The 18287-nt window shown below is 72.1% G+C and carries 16 protein-coding genes; 5 read left to right on the top strand and 11 right to left on the bottom strand.

Going from position 1 to position 18287, the window contains the following annotated elements; translation table 11 throughout:
* Nucleotides 1-62: 62 nt before the first annotated feature.
* From EDF31_RS01350 to EDF31_RS01345, 3 genes are all read left to right on the top strand, one after another.
* Nucleotides 63-1118: an ABC transporter substrate-binding protein gene (locus tag EDF31_RS01350; RefSeq protein WP_131844910.1), complete on the top strand. Its 1056-nt coding sequence runs from the start codon at nt 63-65 to the stop codon at nt 1116-1118.
* Between the two features lie 64 nt (nt 1119-1182).
* Nucleotides 1183-1365, top strand: a complete 183-nt coding sequence (locus EDF31_RS20140) for a hypothetical protein (RefSeq protein ID WP_207896098.1) — start codon at nt 1183-1185, stop codon at nt 1363-1365.
* A complete protein-coding gene (locus tag EDF31_RS01345) occupies nt 1362-2780 on the top strand; it encodes an amidase (protein ID WP_207896100.1) in 1419 nt (472 codons plus the stop codon). The genes EDF31_RS20140 and EDF31_RS01345 overlap by 4 nt, the downstream gene beginning before the upstream one ends.
* A gap of 63 nt (nt 2781-2843) precedes the next feature.
* On the opposite strand, the gene EDF31_RS01340 is transcribed toward EDF31_RS01345, so the two are convergent.
* The 9 genes from EDF31_RS01340 to EDF31_RS01300 form a co-directional block, all read right to left on the bottom strand.
* Nucleotides 2844-3263, bottom strand: a complete 420-nt coding sequence (locus EDF31_RS01340) for a hypothetical protein (protein ID WP_131844908.1) — start codon at nt 3261-3263, stop codon at nt 2844-2846.
* 41 nt (nt 3264-3304) lie between these two features.
* Nucleotides 3305-3667 (bottom strand): hypothetical protein, encoded by a 363-nt coding sequence (locus EDF31_RS01335; protein WP_131844907.1) that lies wholly within the window; start codon nt 3665-3667, stop codon nt 3305-3307.
* Between the two features lie 107 nt (nt 3668-3774).
* Nucleotides 3775-4383, bottom strand: coding sequence for a biotin transporter BioY (locus tag EDF31_RS01330; protein ID WP_131844906.1), 609 nt, complete (start codon nt 4381-4383; stop codon nt 3775-3777).
* A gap of 45 nt (nt 4384-4428) precedes the next feature.
* Complete coding sequence (locus tag EDF31_RS01325) at nt 4429-5121, bottom strand: TetR/AcrR family transcriptional regulator (protein WP_131844905.1); 693 nt, start codon at nt 5119-5121, stop codon at nt 4429-4431.
* Between the two features lie 23 nt (nt 5122-5144).
* On the bottom strand, nt 5145-6911 hold the full coding sequence (gene atzF, locus EDF31_RS01320; RefSeq protein WP_131844904.1) for an allophanate hydrolase: 1767 nt from the start codon (nt 6909-6911) through the stop codon (nt 5145-5147).
* Nucleotides 6908-10573, bottom strand: a complete 3666-nt coding sequence (uca, locus tag EDF31_RS01315) for an urea carboxylase (protein ID WP_131844903.1) — start codon at nt 10571-10573, stop codon at nt 6908-6910. The genes atzF and uca overlap by 4 nt, the downstream gene beginning before the upstream one ends.
* Nucleotides 10574-10599: 26 nt before the next feature.
* On the bottom strand, nt 10600-11304 hold the full coding sequence (locus EDF31_RS01310) for an urea amidolyase associated protein UAAP2 (RefSeq protein WP_111086486.1): 705 nt from the start codon (nt 11302-11304) through the stop codon (nt 10600-10602).
* Nucleotides 11304-12143 (bottom strand): urea amidolyase associated protein UAAP1, encoded by an 840-nt coding sequence (locus EDF31_RS01305; protein ID WP_131844902.1) that lies wholly within the window; start codon nt 12141-12143, stop codon nt 11304-11306. The genes EDF31_RS01310 and EDF31_RS01305 overlap by 1 nt, the downstream gene beginning before the upstream one ends.
* 13 nt (nt 12144-12156) lie before the next feature.
* On the bottom strand, nt 12157-13785 hold the full coding sequence (locus EDF31_RS01300) for an amino acid permease (protein WP_131844901.1): 1629 nt from the start codon (nt 13783-13785) through the stop codon (nt 12157-12159).
* Nucleotides 13786-14009: 224 nt separating this feature from the next.
* On the opposite strand from EDF31_RS01300, the gene EDF31_RS01295 reads away from it, so the two are divergent.
* Nucleotides 14010-15029, top strand: a complete 1020-nt coding sequence (locus tag EDF31_RS01295) for a phosphotriesterase (protein WP_131844900.1) — start codon at nt 14010-14012, stop codon at nt 15027-15029.
* Nucleotides 15030-15082: 53 nt separating this feature from the next.
* The gene (locus EDF31_RS01290) at nt 15083-16537 is read left to right on the top strand and encodes an aldehyde dehydrogenase family protein (RefSeq protein WP_131844899.1); all 1455 of its coding nucleotides are present in this window, start codon (nt 15083-15085) and stop codon (nt 16535-16537) included.
* On the opposite strand, the gene EDF31_RS01285 is transcribed toward EDF31_RS01290, so the two are convergent.
* Both EDF31_RS01285 and EDF31_RS01280 read right to left on the bottom strand, forming a co-directional pair.
* Complete coding sequence (locus tag EDF31_RS01285; protein WP_165901288.1) at nt 16524-17726, bottom strand: MFS transporter; 1203 nt, start codon at nt 17724-17726, stop codon at nt 16524-16526. The genes EDF31_RS01290 and EDF31_RS01285 overlap by 14 nt on opposite strands.
* Nucleotides 17723-18229, bottom strand: coding sequence for a RidA family protein (locus EDF31_RS01280; RefSeq protein WP_131844897.1), 507 nt, complete (start codon nt 18227-18229; stop codon nt 17723-17725). The genes EDF31_RS01285 and EDF31_RS01280 overlap by 4 nt, the downstream gene beginning before the upstream one ends.
* Nucleotides 18230-18287 lie beyond the last annotated feature (58 nt).

The raw sequence follows: 18287 nt of genomic DNA, 5'->3' as shown, positions 1-18287 counted from the left end.
ACCACCATCCTCGCCTCACCCGTCCTTCCCTGCACTCCTCCCACCGAAAGGGCTGTGCCCCCATGCGATCTCCCCTGCCCCGACGCGCCCGCGTCGTCACCCTCGCCGCGGCCGGAGCCGCCGCGCTCCTCGTGCTCACCGGATGCGCTTCCGGCTCCGACGCCGCCGACTCCGCCGACGGCGGAACCCAGGACGTCACCATCAACCAGGCCGTCCAGACCCTCCTGTACCTGCCGCTCTACGTCGCCGAGGAGAAGGGGTACTTCGAGGACGAGGGTGTGAACGTCAAGATCGACACCGGCGGATCCGGCAACGCCTCGTTCGCCGCGGTGCTCGGAGGCTCGGCCGGGTTCTCCATCCAGGACCCGGTGTTCTCCGCCAAGTCCCACGAGCAGGGCGGCGAAGGCGTCATCGTCGCCGGCGTGCAGAACGCCCCGGCGGAGTTCCTCGTCGGCAAGGACGGCACGAGCGCGCAGGACGACCCCACGATCCTGAACGGCAAGAAGGTCGTCGTCTCCCCGTCCCCTGACTCGACGTGGGCACTCATGACGAAGATGATCGACACCTACGACCTCACGGGCGTCAAGCTCGTCAACGTCTCGCTCGGCAACGAACTCGCCGCCGTCGCGTCTGGTCAAGCCGACTACGCGGTGGTCCCGGAGCCCTCGGTGAGCCAGGCCGTCGACCAGCAGGACATGCACGTCGTCTACTCGTGGCCCGCCGCCGGAGACGAGTGGAACCCGTTCGCGTTCTCGTCGCTCACCTCGACGCAGAAGTACGTGAAGGCCAACCCGGAGGCGACGCAGGGTGTCGTCAACGCCTTCCAGCGGGCGTACAACTACATCTACTCGGACGAAGCCGGCACGATCGAGGTCGCCGAGAAGTACTTCCCGAAACTCGACAAGTCCACGGTGGCCTCGGCGGTCAAGCGTGAGATCGAAGCAGACGGCTACCCGCACGGTGCGACCGTCACCGAGGAGGCATGGGACCACAACCTCCAGCTCGCGGCGGACATCGACAACGTGAAGAAGTACCCCGCCGATGCCACGTCGTACAAGACGAACGTCGACACCACGTTCTCGGGCAAGGCCGAGAAGAAGTACCCCGCGAAGAACTGACCCATCCCACGCTCGGCGGGGCCGCCACCTGGTGGCCCCGCCAGCTCCCCATCGGAGGATCCCCATGGACGACACCGCCCGCCAGGCGCTGACCGACGAATGGGTTGCGCGAGGCCGCTCCATCGCCGCGTTCGTCGCCGCGAACGTCCCACCGGAAGTCGTCCCCGTCGCCGTCTTCGACCACTCGCACACCGAGCGGTCGGAGCAGACCGGGGACACCAACGTCGACGACGGAGCCCGCTCGTGACCGATCTGTACCGACCGATCGCTGAACTCGCCGGCATGCTCCGCTCCGGCCAGACCTCGGCCGTCACCCTGACCGAGCAGAGCCTCGCCAGCATCGACGAGCAGGCAGACCTCGCCGCGTTCGTCCACGTCGACCTCGAGGGCGCCCGTGCAGCAGCCGCGAGGGCGGACGCCGAACTCACCGCAGGTGTCGACCGCGGACCGCTCCACGGTCTCCCGGTCGCGGTGAAGGACAACATCGACGTGCAAGGCCAGCACACCCGCGCCGGCAGCCTGCTCCTCGGCGACGTGCCCGCTGCGCGCGACGCCACCGTCGTCACCCGCCTCCGCGCCGCCGGCGCGGTGCTCATCGGCCGGACGAACATGCACGAGCTCGCCTGGGGCGGCACGACGGACAACCCGCACACCGGCCGTGCGCGGAACCCGTGGAACCGTGATCGTGTGCCCGCTGGCTCCTCCGGCGGGTCCGGCATCGCGGTCGCTGCCGGCATGGTGGTCGCGGCGCTCGGCACGGACACGGGAGGCTCGGTGCGGCTGCCCGCATCGGTCAACGGTGTCAGTGGGTTGCGTCCCACCATCGGTCGGGTCAGCAACGCCGGCGTCGTCCCGCTCGCGTGGACCATGGACACCGTCGGTCCCCTCGCCCGGACGGCGGCGGACGCCGCCGTCGTGCACGATGCGATCGCCTGGTGGGACCAGCGCGACCGGACCACGCGGCGTGAGCCGGTCCGCCTGGCCGCGCCGGGCCTCCAGGTCGACGACCCGGCCACCCACCTGCGCGGCCTGCGCGTGGGCATGATCGCGGACTACGCGCTCGTTGGGAACCAGCCGGACGTTACCGCCGCCGTGCGGGACGCGCTCGACGCGCTGGCCGCATCAGGCGCCGTGATCTCGGAGATCCACGTGTCCGGCGTGGACGAGCTCGTGGACGCGCAACTCGTCGTCGACGCCGTGGAGCCGAGCGCCATGCACCTCGACCTGCTGCGCAGCCGGCCGGACGACTACGGCGACGACGTCCGGACGCACCTTGAGATCGGACTCCGCTACTCGGGTGTCGAGTACGTGCAGGCGCAACGCTTCCGGGCGTGGTTCCGCGACGGACTGCTCGAGGCGATGCGCGACGTGGACGTCCTCGTGACCCCGACCCTGCCGTTCACGGCGCTGCCGCACGGCGCGGAGTCCGTCGAACTCGACGGACGGCCCGCCTCGTTGACGGCGGGAAACATGCGGTACACGGCGATCGGCAGCATGGCGGGGTTCCCTGGGCTCTCGGTACCGATCGGACTCGACCACGACGGTCTGCCCATCGGGATGCTGATCACGGCCCGCGCGTTCGACGAGTCAGCAGTCCTGCGTGCCGGACACGGGTACCAGGCGATCACGGACCACCATCTCCTGCGACCGGATCGACGCTGACCTGCGCGGGGCATCGAGCAGATCACCGGGCATGACAGCCCCGTCGACGTCCGGCCCCGCTCGTCAGCGCCGCTTGCGGAGTGCGTTCGTCGCCCAGAGCGCGACGGCGATCAGCACGGGCTGGAACAGGAGCCGGACGAACCGCTTGGTGTCGGTGTCCAGGCCGAAGCCGTCACGGTGGTGCATCCACTGGGCGATGTTGCCCGGGAAGATCGCGGTGAAGAACACCGCTGCGACCCACCCGACGGTGGCCTGCCGACGCACCAGCAGCACGAGGGCGGCGCCGAGGGAGATCTCCGCGATGCCCGAGGCCAGGACCGTGACGTCCGGGTCCAGGGGGACGAACTCCGGCACCTGGGCCCGGAACTCCTGGCGTGCGACGGTGAGGTGGCTGATGCCGGCCCAGGTCATGGCGGCACCCAGCAGGATGCGGACGACGGTGCGGGGCTTGGTCGAGCGGGAAGTGCGGCGGCGGGAGGTCATCAGGGGCACGTGCCTTTCACAGGGGATGGTGGAGCGGTGCGTCAACCGACGCTGCGGATGCGACGCCGGCGGGTGAGCTCGAACACGACCAGTGCACCGGTCCCCACGAGGAGGCCGACGCGATGCGCGCGGGCCACTGCCGTCGCGCCGGAGACGGCCAGTACTGCGGCGGCGACGGTTCCGACGGTGACGGTGCGGTCCTCGAGGTCGATGCCGGTGCGCACTGCTCCGAGTGCGGTCGCTGCGGCAGCGGCTGCGACCGCTGTCGCCGACCGTCGTCGGCTTCGTGCGAGGGTTGCGCCGGCTGCGATCTCCAGCAAGGGCACCAGCACTGCGTGCGGGAGGCCGGGGACGAAACCGCGCTCCCGCATCCGGTGCGCCCGGACCGGCAGGGGTCGCGTCATCGACGTGCCTGCTCCGTGCAGGGCGAGGAGCGTACCGGCGGACCGGATCATCGGTTGAGCGCAATCATGTTGTGCACAACCTAACACGATGGCCCGCCGAGTGCGCCTCAGCGGCCCGCGTCCCGCGCAGCCACGCGTCGCCGGACCGCCGCCGTCCACCCGAGCGAGATGGCACCGGCACCGAGCAGCGCCTTCACCGCACCGCCGAGGACGAACGGGTACAGCCCGAACTCGAGCGTCTGCTGCAGGTTGAGCCCGAGCGACACCGCGAGCCAGACCATGCCGACCGCGAAGGTCACGACGGTGCCGAGCACGAAGGACAGCACCGAGTTCCGCAGCGGACGGTCGCCGAAGCGTTCGGCGATCCACCCGACGAGGGCAGCGGCGGCGACGAAGCCGACGATGTACCCGCCGGAGGGACTGACGAGCACGCCGACCCCGGCCGAGCCACCCGCGAAGACCGGCAGCCCGATGACTCCGAGCAGCGCGTAGACGAGCATCGACAGGGCACCGCGGCGCGCACCGAGGGCACTACCGACCAGCAGGACGGCGAGCGTCTGCCCGGTGATCGGGACGGGCCAGAGCGGGACGGACACCTGTGCGGCGCCGGCAGTGAGCAGTGCGCCGCCGAGGACGAGTGCCGTGCTCACGACCGCGGTGCGGGGGAGCAGGGCGTCGGCGAGCGGACGGTGTGCGGTGGGGGAGAGCGCGGTCATGGCAGAACCTCCAGATGGGGCGACGGAGACGAACGGAAGAGCTGGTCAGACGGTGACGGCGGCGAGCAACGACTCGGCCTCGCGCCGGGCATCGGCGACTGCAGCGGTGTCGAGTCCGCACGCCCGCAGGCAGGTCGCGACGATGGCGTCGCGGTCGGCCTCCTCGACGCCGCCGACGCGGCGGAGCTGGATGACGGTCTCGGCGAGCTGGATGAGGATCCCGCCGAGCCGGGCGGGATCAATCGAGGCATCGACGTCGGCGGCGGCGGCGAGCGACCCGAGGCGCCCGTAGGCGTCTCGCAGCTCGATCCGCTCGGCCCGGAACCCGTCGTAGCGCTCGCCCTGCACTTCTGGCAGCAGGTAGAGCGTGCCGATGTTGTGCGGGGTGCGGGCGAGGGTCTCGACGTCGATCAGGACGAGCGCGGCCAGGGCACCGGCGGCCGATGCCGACGACGGCACCCGGGCTTCGAGGCCGCGGACCACCTCGAGACTCGGCCGGACCGAGGTCGTCAGGAGTTCGACGAGCATGTCGTCCTTGCCGGCGAAGTGGTAGTACAGCGACGCCTGGCGGATGCCGACCCGCTCCGCGATGGCTCGGGTCGAGGTCGCGCTGATGCCGTTCTCGACGAACAGGGCGGCGGCGGCGTCGAGGATCTGGTCGCGGGGACTGAGCGCCGAGTCGGCGTTCGGGACGGCCCTCGGGCGACCGGGCCTGGCCGGTCGGTCGTCGGAGGACATGGAGTCATCCTCCCAGCGCGGCGTCATGCTTGCTCGCGGTAGGCCCGCCAGCCGCCGAACGCCGTGATGTCGGCGGCGCCCTCGACGGCGAACGGCTCGACCAGGAAACCGGTGACGTCGGTTCCGTCCTCGAGTGCCACGGTGCCGATGGCCATCGGCGTGGGCAGGGACGCCACGAAGGTGCCGAACCCAGCGGCGGGCAGCCGCCAGACCTCACCGGCGATGCTCGAGCCCGACCCCGAAGCCGAGCCGGAGCCCGAGCCCGACCCCGAGCCGGAGCCGGAGCCCGAGCCCGACCCCGAAGCCGACCCCGACTCGGGCGCGTCAGCGCCGGACGCGACCGGCCCCACCCGGACCAGCCCGGGCTTTGGCGGCACCGTGTCGAGGGCGTACAGCCGGTAGTCGGACGCGGTGCGGGCCTCCCGGACGAACGATCCGCCGGACGCGACCAGCTGGCCGTTCAGCGGCTGGTCACGGAGGTGCGCTCCGACGACCAGCAGGTCGACGGTGGGCGCGAGGAACGCGGCGCCGAGCGCCGCGAGCCGTCGGTCGGTGAACGCGGGACCGGTCAGCATGACCCCGAACGGCAGGCCGTCGACGAACCCGGCGGGGACGGCGAGCGAGGCCATGTCGAGCAGGTTGGCGAAGTTCGTGTACCGGCCCATCCGGCTGTTCGCGCCGATCGGATCGGCCGCGACCTCGTCGAGGGTGGGGTGCCACGTCGTGGTGGGCGTGAGGAGCGCTGTGGTGCCGGCGAGGGCGGCGCGTCCCGCGGCGCCGAGCACGTCGAGGCGTTCCTGGTCCGCGAAGAGGTCCGCTGCCGTGGGTCGGGCGCCACCCAGGACGATGGAGGCGACCGACGGGTCCAGGTCGTCGCCGACCAGGTCGCGGTGCGCCTCGACGTGCGCGCCGACGGCGGCGTACCGCTCGGCGACGAACGCGCCGTCGTAGAGCAGCGACGCTGCGTCGAGCAGGGGTGCGATGTCGACCTCGACCACCTGGTGGCCGAGTGCGCGGAAGCGCTCGACGGCGGCGGCGAAGGCCTCCGCCCAGCCCGGCGCGAGGCCCTCGAGCTGCGACGGCAGCGGGATCGCGATCCGCGGGACGGCGGGCACGTCGGCGAGGGCGACGTCGATGCGGGCGAGCGGGTCGGTGTCGTCCGGACCGGCCATCAGCTCCGCCGCCGTGCGGGCGAGGTCGAGTGATCGGGCGAAGACCGTGACGCAGTCCTGCGAGCGGCAGGCCGGCACGACACCGGTGTTCGGCACCAGGCCCTTGGTCGGCTTCACACCGACCAGGTTGCCGAGCGCCGCCGGCACGCGGCCGGAGCCCGCGGTGTCCGTGCCGAGTGCGAAGTCGACGATGCCGAGCGCGACGGCTGTGGCGGAGCCGCTCGACGAGCCGCCGGAGATCCGCGTCGGGTCCCACGCGTTCCGGACCGCGCCGAAGGGCGACCGGGTGCCGACCAGGCCGGTGGCGAACTGGTCGAGGTTCGTCTTGCCGACGACGACCGCGCCGGCGGCGCGCAGGCGGGCGACGGCGGTCGCGTCGGCGGCGGGTTCGTACGCGTAGGAGCGGGCGGCGGCGGTCGTGGGCAATCCGGCGACGTCGATGTTGTCCTTGACGGCGAACAGGAGGCCGGCGAGGGGGAGCGTCGGGTCGACGGCCTCGGCCTCCTGCAGGACCGCGGCGCGGTCGCGCAGGGTGATCCAGACCTCGGGCCGGTCGACGGCGTCGATGCGGTCGAAGGCGTCGCGGACGCGGTCCGCGGCGGCGCTCGCCGCGCTCATGCTCCCGCTCCGATCGCGGCCAGGACCTGCCCCGGTGCGACCTGGTCGCCCGGCTTGATGTAGACCTCCAACACGTGGCCTTCCACCGGTGCGTGCACCATCGACTCCATCTTCATCGCCTCCACTGCCAACAACTTCTGTCCCTCGTCCACCCGGTCGCCCGGCCGCACGTCCACCTGCCACACCGTCGAGGTGAAGGGCGCGGTCACGGCCGTCGCCCCGGCGGGCAGGACGACCTCGTCCGCCACGACGGCGGCCGGTTCGTCGCGCACGTCGAACTCGCCGGACGCGCGCCAGCGCTCCTTCTCCTCGCCGAACGCCCGCGCCTGCTGCGCCCGGAAGTGCGCGATCGAGCCCGCGTTCGCCTCGAGGAAGCGGTTGTACGACGCGATCGAGAACTCGCCCTCGACGGTCTCGAACGAGCCCCGTCCGGCGTCGGTCTCGGCACGCAGCTCGAGCAGCTCGTCCGCGCCGACCGGGTACCACTCGATCCGGTCGAAGAACCGCAGCGCCCACGGGTTCTCCTGGAACAGTCCGCCGCGGCGGAACCGGTTCCAGATCTGCACGGTGCGGCCGACGAACTGGTAACCACCGGGCCCTTCCATGCCGTAGATGCAGAGGTACGCACCGCCGATCCCGACGGAGTTCTCGGCGGTCCAGGTGCGGGCCGGGTTGTACTTCGTCGTGACGAGCCGGTGCCGGGGGTCGAGCGGCGTCGCGACCGGGGCGCCGAGGTACACGTCGCCCAGGCCGAGCACGAGGTAGCTCGCTTCGAAGACGGTGCGGAAGACGTCGTCGACGCTCTCCAGACCGTTGATGCGCCGGATGAACTCGATGTTCCAGGGCGTCCACGGGGCGTCGTTCCGCACGCCGTTCATGTACCGCTCGATCGCCAGGCGGGTGGCGGGGTCGTCCCACGAGAGCGGCAGCTTCACGGTGCGCGAGGGCACGACGAGCTGGTCGGTCGGCGGGATCTCGTCCTCGAGCTCGCGGAGCAGCGCGGCGACGTCGCGCGCCTTGAGCACGGACGCGTCGGTGTGCACCTGCAGCGAGCGGATGCCCGGCGTGATGTCGAGGATCCCCTTCGGCGTGTGTTCCTGCAGCTTCGTCATGAGCGCGTGCACGCGCATGCGCAGCGCGATGTCGAGCGTCATGTCGCCGTACTCGACGAGCACGTTGTCGTCGCCGTCGCGTCGGTAGGCGACGCTCGGACGGACGTCGGTCGCCTCCAGGCGGGTGATCACGCCGTCGTCGCCGTCGCCTCCGGTGCGGGGGACGGTCCGGGAGGCCCGGTTCGCCTCGAGCGCGGCGGCGTCGGCTTCGCGGACGGGGACGAACCGGACCGTGTCACCTGGTCGGAGTTGGCCCAACTTCCACAGGTCGCCGCTGGCGACCACGGCGGGGCAGACGAAGCCGCCGAGCGAGGGCCCGTCCGGACCCAGGATGATCGGGGTGTCGCCGGTGAAGTCGATCGCACCGACCGCGTACGGGGTGTCGTGGATGTTCGAGGGGTGGAGGCCGGCCTCGCCGCCGTCCGTCCGCGCCCACTCGGGTCGGGGCCCGATCAGCCGGATGCCGGTGCGCGCCGAGTTGTGGTGCACGCCGTAGTCGGTGGCGTAGAAGACGTCGAGGTCGGCGCGGGTGAAGAAGTCCGGTGCCGCGTGCGGGCCCTCGGTGACGCCGATCTCCCACGTGTCGGTCAGCGCGGTGCGCCGATCGGCCGGGGTCGGGCCGCCGACCAGGCCCAGGCGGGTGCCGGCGGGGAACGCCGGGTGCGCGGCGTCGGAGTCCGGTGAGCCCGGCCGCAGGACGTCGCCGGCGAGCAGCGCACGGCCGGCGTGCCCACCGAAGCCGCCGAGCGTGAAGGTGGCGGTGGAGCCGAGGTAGGTGGGGACGTCGAAGCCACCGCGGACGGCCAGGTAGGTGCGCAGGCCGGGCCCGGGGGCCGTGCCGATCGCCAGGGTCTGTCCGGCGCCGACCTCGATCGGCTCCCACGCCGCGACGGGTTCGCCGTCGATGGTCGCGGGCACGGGTGCGCCGGTGATCGCGATGACGCCGGCGGTCGAGAAGCGCAGGGTCGGACCCGCCGCCGTGATCTCGAGCGCGGGAGCGCCGTCGGGGTTGCCCACGGCGCGGTTCGCCTCGGCGAACGACGCGGCGTCGAACGGGCCGCTCGGCGGGACACCGACCTGCCAGTACCCGACCCGGCCGGGCAGGTCCTGGATCATCGTCATGGTGCCCGGTGCGATGACGTCGATGCGCGGGTCCGGGTCGTCGGTCTCGTCGAGCGTCGAGGTGGAGTGCGTGGCGGTGCGGAGCTCGAGGTCGTCGGTCAGTGCTCGGAGCAGCCCGGTGTTCGTCACGATGCCGTCGATCCGCGTGGCGGCGAGGCCGTCGCGCAGCCGGTCGAGGGCGTCGTCGCGGGTCTCGCCGCTGGCGATGACCTTCGCGAGCATCGGATCGTAGAACGCCGAGACCTCGGAGCCGGTCTCGACCCAGCCGTCGACGCGGAGTCCGCTCGGGTCGTCGGACTCGGTGGTCGCGCTCGGGAACACGGCCTGGGTGACGAGGCCGCTCGAGGGCAGCGAGCCCTTCGCCGGGTCCTCGGCGTAGACGCGTGCCTCGACGGCGTGGCCGTTCGGGGTCCAGGTGCGGTCGAAGACGTCGTCGTCGATGCCGTCGGCGCCGTCACGAGCCAGGCGGAGCATGAGGTCGACGAGGTCGACTCCGAACACCTCCTCGGTCACCGGGTGCTCGACCTGCAGGCGGGTGTTCACCTCGAGGAACGACGCCTCTTCGCGGACCGGGTCGTAGACGAACTCGACGGTGCCGGCGCTGCGGTACCCGACGCTCGCGGCCAGGCGACGGGCGGACTCGTGCAGCTCGCTGCGGACGTGCTCGGGCAGCGCGGGCGCCGGGGCCTCCTCGATGACCTTCTGGTTCCGACGCTGCAACGAGCAGTCCCGGTCGCCGATCACCGCGACGCGCCCGTGGCCGTCGCCGAAGAGCTGGACCTCGACGTGCCGGGCCGGTCGCACCAGGCGCTCCAGGAAGATGCCGGCCGACCCGAAGGCCGCGGTGGCCGTGCGGGTGACGCTCGTGTACGCCGCGCGGACCTCGGCGAGGGTCGCGCACGCCTGCATGCCGATGCCGCCGCCGCCACCGGTGGCCTTGAGCATCACCGGCAGGCCGATGCGCTCGGCCTCGGTCACGGCGTCGTCGACGCTCTCGAGCAGGCCGGTGCCGGCGAGCATCGGGACGCCGGCTGCGGCGGCGAGCTCGCGAGCGGTGTGCTTCGCGCCGAAGCGGACGATCTGGTCGGCGGTCGGCCCGACGAACCGGATGCCGGCGTCCTCGCAGGCGCGGGCGAAGTCCGTGTTCTCCGACAGGAACCCGTAGCCGGGGTGGACCAAGCCGGCGCCGGTGTCCTTCGCTGCCTGCACCACGGCGTCGATGCGCAGGTAGGAGTCGCGGGCGGGCGCCGGGCCGAGGCGGACGGCGACGTCGGCTTCGCGCACGTGCGGCGCGGCCCGGTCGGCGTCCGAGTAGACGGCGACGGTCCGCATGCCGAGGGCCTTGGCGGAGCGGATCACCCGGCGGGCGATCTCGCCGCGGTTCGCGACGAGGACGGTGTCGGTGGAGAGCGCGGGTGGTTGGGGCACGGTGTCCTCCGTGTCGGGTGCGGCGATCACGGCTGGACCACGATCATGCGCAGCGGGGTGCAGGAGAAGTCGTTGCACGGGTTGTTCATCTGGGGGCAGTTCGACACGATGACGAGCACGTCGCGTTCGGCCCGGACGGCGACGCGCTTGCCCGGTGCGCTCATGCCGTCGACGATCCCGAGGGCGCCGTCGGCCTCGACCGGGACGTTCATGAACCAGTTGAGGTTCGAGACGATGTCGCGGGCACCGAGGCCGTGCCGGCCGGCCTCGGCCAGGAAGTTCTCGCGGCAGCCGTGCTGGTACTGGGTGTGGTGGCCGTACCGCAGGGTGTTGGACTCCTTCGAGCACGCGCCGCCGATGGTGTCCTGCCGGTCGATCTCGTTGGCGACGACCGTCATGAGCGGGTGCCCTTCGTTCGACATCAGCACGGTGCCGGTGCGGACGTAGGCGTTCCCCTGGGCCGCGAGGGTGTCCGGGACGCTGTAGCGCTCGTCGGGGTCGTGCGCGTCGTAGACCAGGCAGTCGGCGCTCTGGTTGCCGCCGACGTCGACGATCGTGAGCACCTGGCCGGCGCGGACGACGGCGGACCACGGTGCGAGCGGGGCGACCCGGTCGTCGCGGACGACGTCGCCGGGCACGAGGGACTCGCTCCAGTCCAGGGCGACGTCGGGGGCGTGGACGGCGCCGACCGGGACGGTGGAGGTGCGGGTGTGCGTCGTCGTGTCGGGCATCAGAGGCCTCGTGCTTCCGCGTAGTCGATGGCGTTCAGGTAGGCGCGGGTGAGTTCCGGCGTCGCCGTGAACCGCTCGTCCGCGTCGGTCGTCGGTGCCCCACGCCAGGCGTGCACCCGGAGCGGGCCGACGGCGTACTCCGGCCGGGGGTCGATGGGGTGCGCGACGTTCGCGACGAGCACGAGCAGCGGCAGCTCGGCGACGAGGGTGACGTGGTGCCCGGCTCCGGCCGACCCCGTGAAGGTCATCGCGCCCTCGTCGTCGATCCGGACGCCCTGGAAGAACGAGACGCTCGGCGGCAGGTCACGCCTCTTCAGCCCGTGCTTGGCGGCGGCCTTCACGAAGAGCGACCGGCCGCTCGGGCTGGGCCCCTCGGGTGCCGCACCGCCGTACTTCCGCTGGTTCCAGGCGTCGGTCGACGTGCCGCAGAAGGCGTCGTGGTGCCCCGAGGTGTCCTCGACCACCGTCGCCAGGGCACGGCCGTCCCCGCTGAGCAGCGGCGTGCCGACACCGAGGTAGGCCTGCCACGGGATCTTCTGCGTGTCGGCGACGTTCAACCGCTCCCACGGTTCGAGCGCGTTGAACACCAGGAGGTTGGCGCAGGCCTGCCCCGTCGGGTCGTCGAACCGCAGCCGCGAGCCCCTGGCCAGGACCTTGTGCGTGTACCCGCCCGGTGCGACGGTCTCGGCCCACACCAGCTGCGCGGGGTCGACGCCGTCGGGGGCGAACGGGGACGTCGACGCCGGCAGGTACGGCATGTACTCGGACTGCGTCCCGGCCTGGGCGCGCGCATCGGAACGCGAGGCGAGCACGCTGTCGGTCTCGTGGAGGTCGCGCATGGGGTTCCTTCGGTCAGGCTTCGACGGTCGCGGTCGCGGAGGCGGGTGCCTGGACGGCGGGGACCGAGGCGGTGGACGGGACCTCGGCGAGGGTGATCGGTCCGTGCGCACGGTGCCGCCGGGCCGACCACACCCAACCCACGAGCAGGACGGCGCCGATGAAGAGCAGTGCGCTGTACTGCAGCCACCACGAGTTCCCGGTCAGGTCGTAGATCTCCGGGCGCGGCCAGATGAGGTTGACCGCCATGCCGATCTGGAAGGCGACGGCGAGGGCGTTGAGCGGGATGCCCCACCGGCCGAGTGTGAACAGCGGCTTGCCGTCCTCGTCCACGCCGGCGGGGAAGCCGGACCGTCGGAGCCGGATGCGTTGGACCAGCAGGGGGCCGGTGACGCCGAGGTAGGCCAGGTAGAGCATCGCGATGCACAGGCTGGACAGGGCGGTGAAGATCGCGGACTGACCGATGTTCACGGCGAGTGCGAGGCCGGCACCGACACCGACGACGATCGACGCGGCGATCGGTGTCCCGGTCCGGGGTGAGACCCGAGCGAGCGTGCGGTGGAAGGGCAGGGCCTTCTCGCGGGCCATCGAGTAGACCATGCGCGCACCGGCGGTCTGCACGGCGAGGGTGCAGGCGAACACGGCGACCGCGACGGTGCAGAGCAGCAGCCGGCCGAAGACGTCGCCGAGCGTCGAGGTGATCACCCAGGCGAGTCCCTGCGTCGCCAGCTTGCCGTCGGTCAGGCTCGGGGCGGCGACCAGGGCGCCGATGATGAGCAGCCCACCGCCGAGGCCGGAGACGGTGAGCGCGCGGACGATGGTCTTCGGGGTGGTCCGGCGGGGGTTGTGCGTCTCCTCGGCGAGCTCACCGGCGGAGTCGAAGCCGACCATCACGTAGGCAGCCATCAGGGACGATGCCAGGAACGCCCAGACGTAGGGTTCGGTGCTCGTCGAGCCGGCGGTCGTGAACACCACCGCAGGGCTGCGGTGCGGCAGCAGGAAGAGCGCGCCGATGAGCACGACGACGCCGATGATCTCGATCAGCACGCCGAAGCTCGTGACCCGCGCCATCAGCCGGACGCTCGTGATGTTCACCAGGGTCGTCACGACGAGCATCACGATGCCGAGCACCACCGCGTTCGCAGCACCGGTCGACGAGGCGAGGGAGGGGTCGGCTCCGGGGCCGCCGACGACCTGGAACCCGTTCCAGATCGCGGGGAGCACGGCCTGCACCGCGATGGCCGCGACGGCCACGGTGAGGATCTGCCCGATGATCATCGTCCACCCGGTGAACCACCCGAAGCGCGCGCCCGCCAGACGACTGGACCACTGGAAGATCGCGCCCGAGATCGGCCACCGGGCGGCGAGCTGCGCGAAGTTCAGCGCGACGAGCAGCTGGCCGCCGAAGACGAGTGGCCAGGCCCAGAAGAACGCAGCACCGCCGAGTCCGAACCCGAGGCCGAACAGCTGGAAGACGGTGGTCAGGATCGAGACGAACGAGAACCCGGCCGCGAACGACGAGAACGAGCCGACCCCGCGGTGGAGTTCCTGCTCGTAGCCGAGTCGGGCGGAGCCCTGGGTGTCGACGGGGTCGACGCTGGACGTGGCGCGCGGTGCGTGGAGCGGTGACTCTGGAGAGCGCATGGCTGCAGACCTTTCGCGGAGTACCTGTCGGGCGACAGGTAGTGCGACCAGTGTCGTGCGGACCCGTGTCGCCGTCGTTGCCCGGCTGTTTCGGGCACGTGACGGAAGGGGGCCGCGTGTAAACGTTCGGAGTCGAGCGAGGAGCTCGGCGACACGTGTGGACAAGAGGGATCCAAACCGATGTAGATTGGATCCGTCAAGTCCGCCACCGCGAAAGGCACGTCGTGATCCAGACCGTCCTCGGCCCCGTCGAGTCGTCCGGGATCGGTGCGGTGTCGATGCACGAGCACCTGCTGACCGACGCGAGCGCCCTGCAGCGGCCCGGTGTCGAAGCGCTGGAACCGAGCCTCGCGGTCACCGCGGACCTGGCTGCCGCCCTGCGGTGGAGCCAGCTCGCACTCGCGGACAACCTGCGCCTCGACGACGTCGACCTGCTCGCCGACGAACTCCGCACCGCGCGGAACAGCGGCCTCGGGCTCGCCGTCGACCTGAGCTCCCTCGGCTTCGGCCCCGACCACGCCCGGCTGCCCGAGCTGTCACGGGCGAGCGGCGTCGGGATCGTCGCCGGATACGGGGCCTACCTGCCACGACTGCTGCCCGAGTGGTACCTCGACCTGGACACCGACGGGCGACAGGGGCTCTTCGAACGGGCACTGACGGACTCGGTACCCGGCACCACGTACCGTGCCGGGCTGCTCGGCCTGATGGGGACGACGACGGCGTTCGCGACCGCCGACGGACTCGAGGAACGCCGCAGTCTCACGGCGGCTGCACGAGCGGCGGCGACCACCGGCGCGGCCGTCGTCGTCCGGCTGGCCGCCGACGCCCGGAACGGCCTCGAGGTGCTCGCGCACGTCGTGGCCGAGGGGGTCGACCCGAGCCGGGTCGTGTTCTCGACCGTCGACGAGTTCCTCGACCTGCCCTACCTGCGCGACCTCGGCCAGGCAGGAGCAGTGCTCGAGCTCTGCTTCGGCAACGAGGGCTCGCACGTCGGTCGCATCCGCAACGCCAGCGATCCGCAACGGCTCGACGCCTTCCTGGCCCTGCGCGAGAGCGCCCCCGACACCCGCTGGGTCTTCGGCCACGCCACCTGGACGAAGGGCCAGCTCCGTCGGTACGGCGGACACGGCCTCGACCACCTGACCGCCCGGGTCGTCCCCGGCCTCCGCGCGCTCGGCGTGCCCGACGAGGTCCTCACCCGGATCACGGTCGACGAGCCCGCTCGGCTCCTCGACCGCCCCTGACCGAGCGCCCCGACCCACCGAACCCACGTCCCACGTCCCACGGAGGAACCGTCATGAGAGACACGCTCGCACCCCTGGCCCCGCTCGAGCCGTTCCTCGTCGACGGCACCTGGACCGCACCCGACGGCGCCGAACTCCTCGACGTGCTCGACCCCGCCACCGAGGCGCTGATCACCCGGGTGCCGCAGGCCGGTCCCGCCGACGTCGACGCCGCTGTGGCCGCCGCGCGCCGGGCACACGAGGACCGCCGGTGGAGCGGGATGAGCCCGCACGACCGCAGCCGCATCCTGAACCGGGTCGCGGACCTGATCGAGGAGCGGCTCGAGGAACTCGCCGTGCTCGAGACCCGCGACAACGGCAAGCCGATCGAGCGCTCCCGCGCCGACACCGCGACCTCGGCCCGGGTGTTCCGCTACTACGCCGGCGCTCCCTCGCGCCTGACCGGCACGGTCGTCCCCGTCGACGGCGGAGCGCACCACGTGTACACGACCCTCGAACCGGTCGGCGTCGCGGCGCTCATCCTGCCCTGGAACTTCCCGATCATGACCGGCGCGTTCAAGCTGGCACCGGCGCTCGCCGCGGGCTGCACGGTGGTCGTCAAGCCGGCCGAGCAGACCCCGCTCACGATGCTCCGCGTCGCGGCGATCTGCGAGGAGGCCGGTGTGCCCGCCGGCGTCGTCAACGTCCTGACCGGTGACGGCCGGGTCGGTGCCGCCCTCACCGCGCACCCCGGTGTCGACAAGGTCTCGTTCACCGGCAGCACCGAGGTCGGCCGCAAGGTGATGACCGCCGCGAGTGCGGACTTCAAGCGCCTGACCCTCGAGCTCGGCGGCAAGAGCCCGAACATCGTGTTCGAGGACGCCGACCTCGACGCCGTCGTCCTCACCGCCATGCGTGCGTCGTTCGGGCACTCCGGCCAGATGTGCACCGCGGGCAGCCGCCTGCTCGTGCAGCGATCGGTCCTCGACGAGGTCACCGAGCGCCTGGTCGCCGCCGTCCGGAAGGTCGCCGTCGGCGACGGGCTCGACGGTGGGATCACGGTCGGACCGCTCGTGTCCGAGGAGCAGCGGCAGCAGGTGCTCGGGTACATCGAGCAGGGCAAGGCCGAGGGGGCGACGGTCGCGGTCGGCGGCGGCGTGCCCGAGCGCCCGGGCTACTACGTCGAGCCGACGCTCTTCACCGGCGTCTCGAACACGATGACCATCGCGCGCGAGGAGATCTTCGGGCCCGTCGTCGGCGTCATCCCCTTCGACGACGAGGACGAGGCGATCGCCATCGCGAACGACCAGACGTACGGCCTCGCCGCCGGGGTCTGGACCCGTGACCTGTCCCGCGCCCACCGGATGGGCCAGCGGCTGCACGCCGGCACCGTGTGGGTGAACACCTACAACCTGTTCGACCCGGCACTGTCCTTCGGCGGGGTCGGCGAGTCCGGCCTCGGCCGCGACCTCGGCGAAGAGGCCCTGCGCGCGTTCTGCGAGTCGAAGAGCGTCGTCATCGCGCTCTGAGGTCGCGACCGGTGCCGCCGCCGTCGTGCCTGCCGAGTGCGGGCACCGCGGCGAGCTGCAAGGCGGCGAGGACGACGAGCGCCCACCCGGAACCGACCGCAGACACCAGGACCCCGCCCACGAGTGAGCCGACGGCGTAGCCCGCGCTGGTGACGGCCGAGAAGACGCCGACGCCGGTGGCCCGGGTGCGGTCGTCGAGCGTCCGGGTGCTCAGGATCGTGAGCGTCGGGAACAGCGGCGAGTACCCGGCACCGACCAGGACGGCACCGGCGGCCGCGGTCGGGAAGCCGTGTGCAACCGCGAGGACGACCAGCCCTGCGGCGAGGACGACCAGGGCTCCTCGTGCGGTGCGGACGGGCCCGATCCGGTCCGGCAGTCCGCCGAGGAGCAGTCGCACCCCGACGACGCTCGCTGCGAAGACCGTGAAGACGTTCGCGGCCCCGGTCAGTCCCTGCGCGCCGACGCCCTGCCCGACCAGGTGCTGGATGAGGAACGCGATCATGAAGCCCTCGGCCGCCCAGGCCACGAGTCCCGCCGCACCCGGTCGTACGACGGCCCGCAGCACCGCCGCGAGACCCGCACCGGCCGGTCGTGCCGGGCTGCGGTGCACTGGAGCCGACCCGCCTCGCGTGAGCAGTGCCACTCCGAGCCCGGCGAGCTGGATGCCGATCGCGACGACCCACACGGTGCGGTGTCCGGCCGACTGGTACAGGTTCTCGCCGACCACGGGCCCCAGGGCGAGCCCGATCCAGACGGCGAGCCCGAACAGGCCGAGTGCGCGGCTCCTCTGGGTCACCGGGACCTCGGCGACGACCCAGGCAGTCAGGGCGGTGGCGGTGGCCGCGTTGCCGGCGCCGAAGACGAGCCTGCTGACCGCGAGGCTCGGGACGCTCAGCGCGACGAGCACGATGCCGAGTCCGGCTGCCGCCAGCAACCCGGCACCGAGGAGGACACGTCGTGGACCGAGCCGGTCGCTCAGGATGCCGGCGAGTGGCATCGCGCCGATCGCCACGAACCCCGCGAGCGACACGAGCAGCCCACCGACGGCGGGGTCGGCGCCGAGCTGGTCCGTCGCCACCCGTGGCACCACCGGGGTGCTCGCACCGTTGACGACGTAGCCGGCGGTCGACGCCACGACGAGGAGCCAGAACGCGGTCCCCCGCGTGCCGGCCTCTGCGAGCGGTCTCACTCCCCGGCTCGGCGGGGGCGGCACTCCAGGCTGAGCCAGAGCTCGAAGCAGGCGCTCCGCGACAGGGCGGTCGCACCGATCGACGCGCGGCCCATCCGGCCGACGTCCGGTCCGAAGACGTCGAACAGCAGGTCGCTGGCCGCGTTCGACACCTGGTTGAGCTGCTCGAACCCGGGCGGGCAGAGGACGAAGCACAGCCCGCGGGACAGCGCAGTGACCTCGTCGAGCGAGCCGAGGGCGTAGCGGATCATGCCGAGGGCGTTGACTGCGGTGTAGCGGGCCGCTTCACGAGCCTGCTCGAGGGTGATGTCGACCCCGACCGACCCCGGGTGCAGCATCGTGCCGTCCCGTGACTCCGGGGTCATGCCGCTCAGCTCCAGCAGGTCCCCGGTGCGGTGGAACGCGCGGAGCGAGCTGCCGTACCGGCCACCGTAGGGCGGGTTCGCGTAGTCCGGGATGACGAGTCCGAGTTCCTGTGCGCGGGCTTCAGCGGAGTGCTCCATGGCTCAACAGTATCCGGCGGTGGCGGTAATGGATACAACCTGTTTATGATGGGATCCA

It is taken from the genome of Curtobacterium sp. PhB142 (assembly GCF_004341255.1).
Lineage (GTDB): Bacteria > Actinomycetota > Actinomycetes > Actinomycetales > Microbacteriaceae > Curtobacterium.
This window is presented reverse-complemented; position numbering and strand designations above follow the sequence as displayed.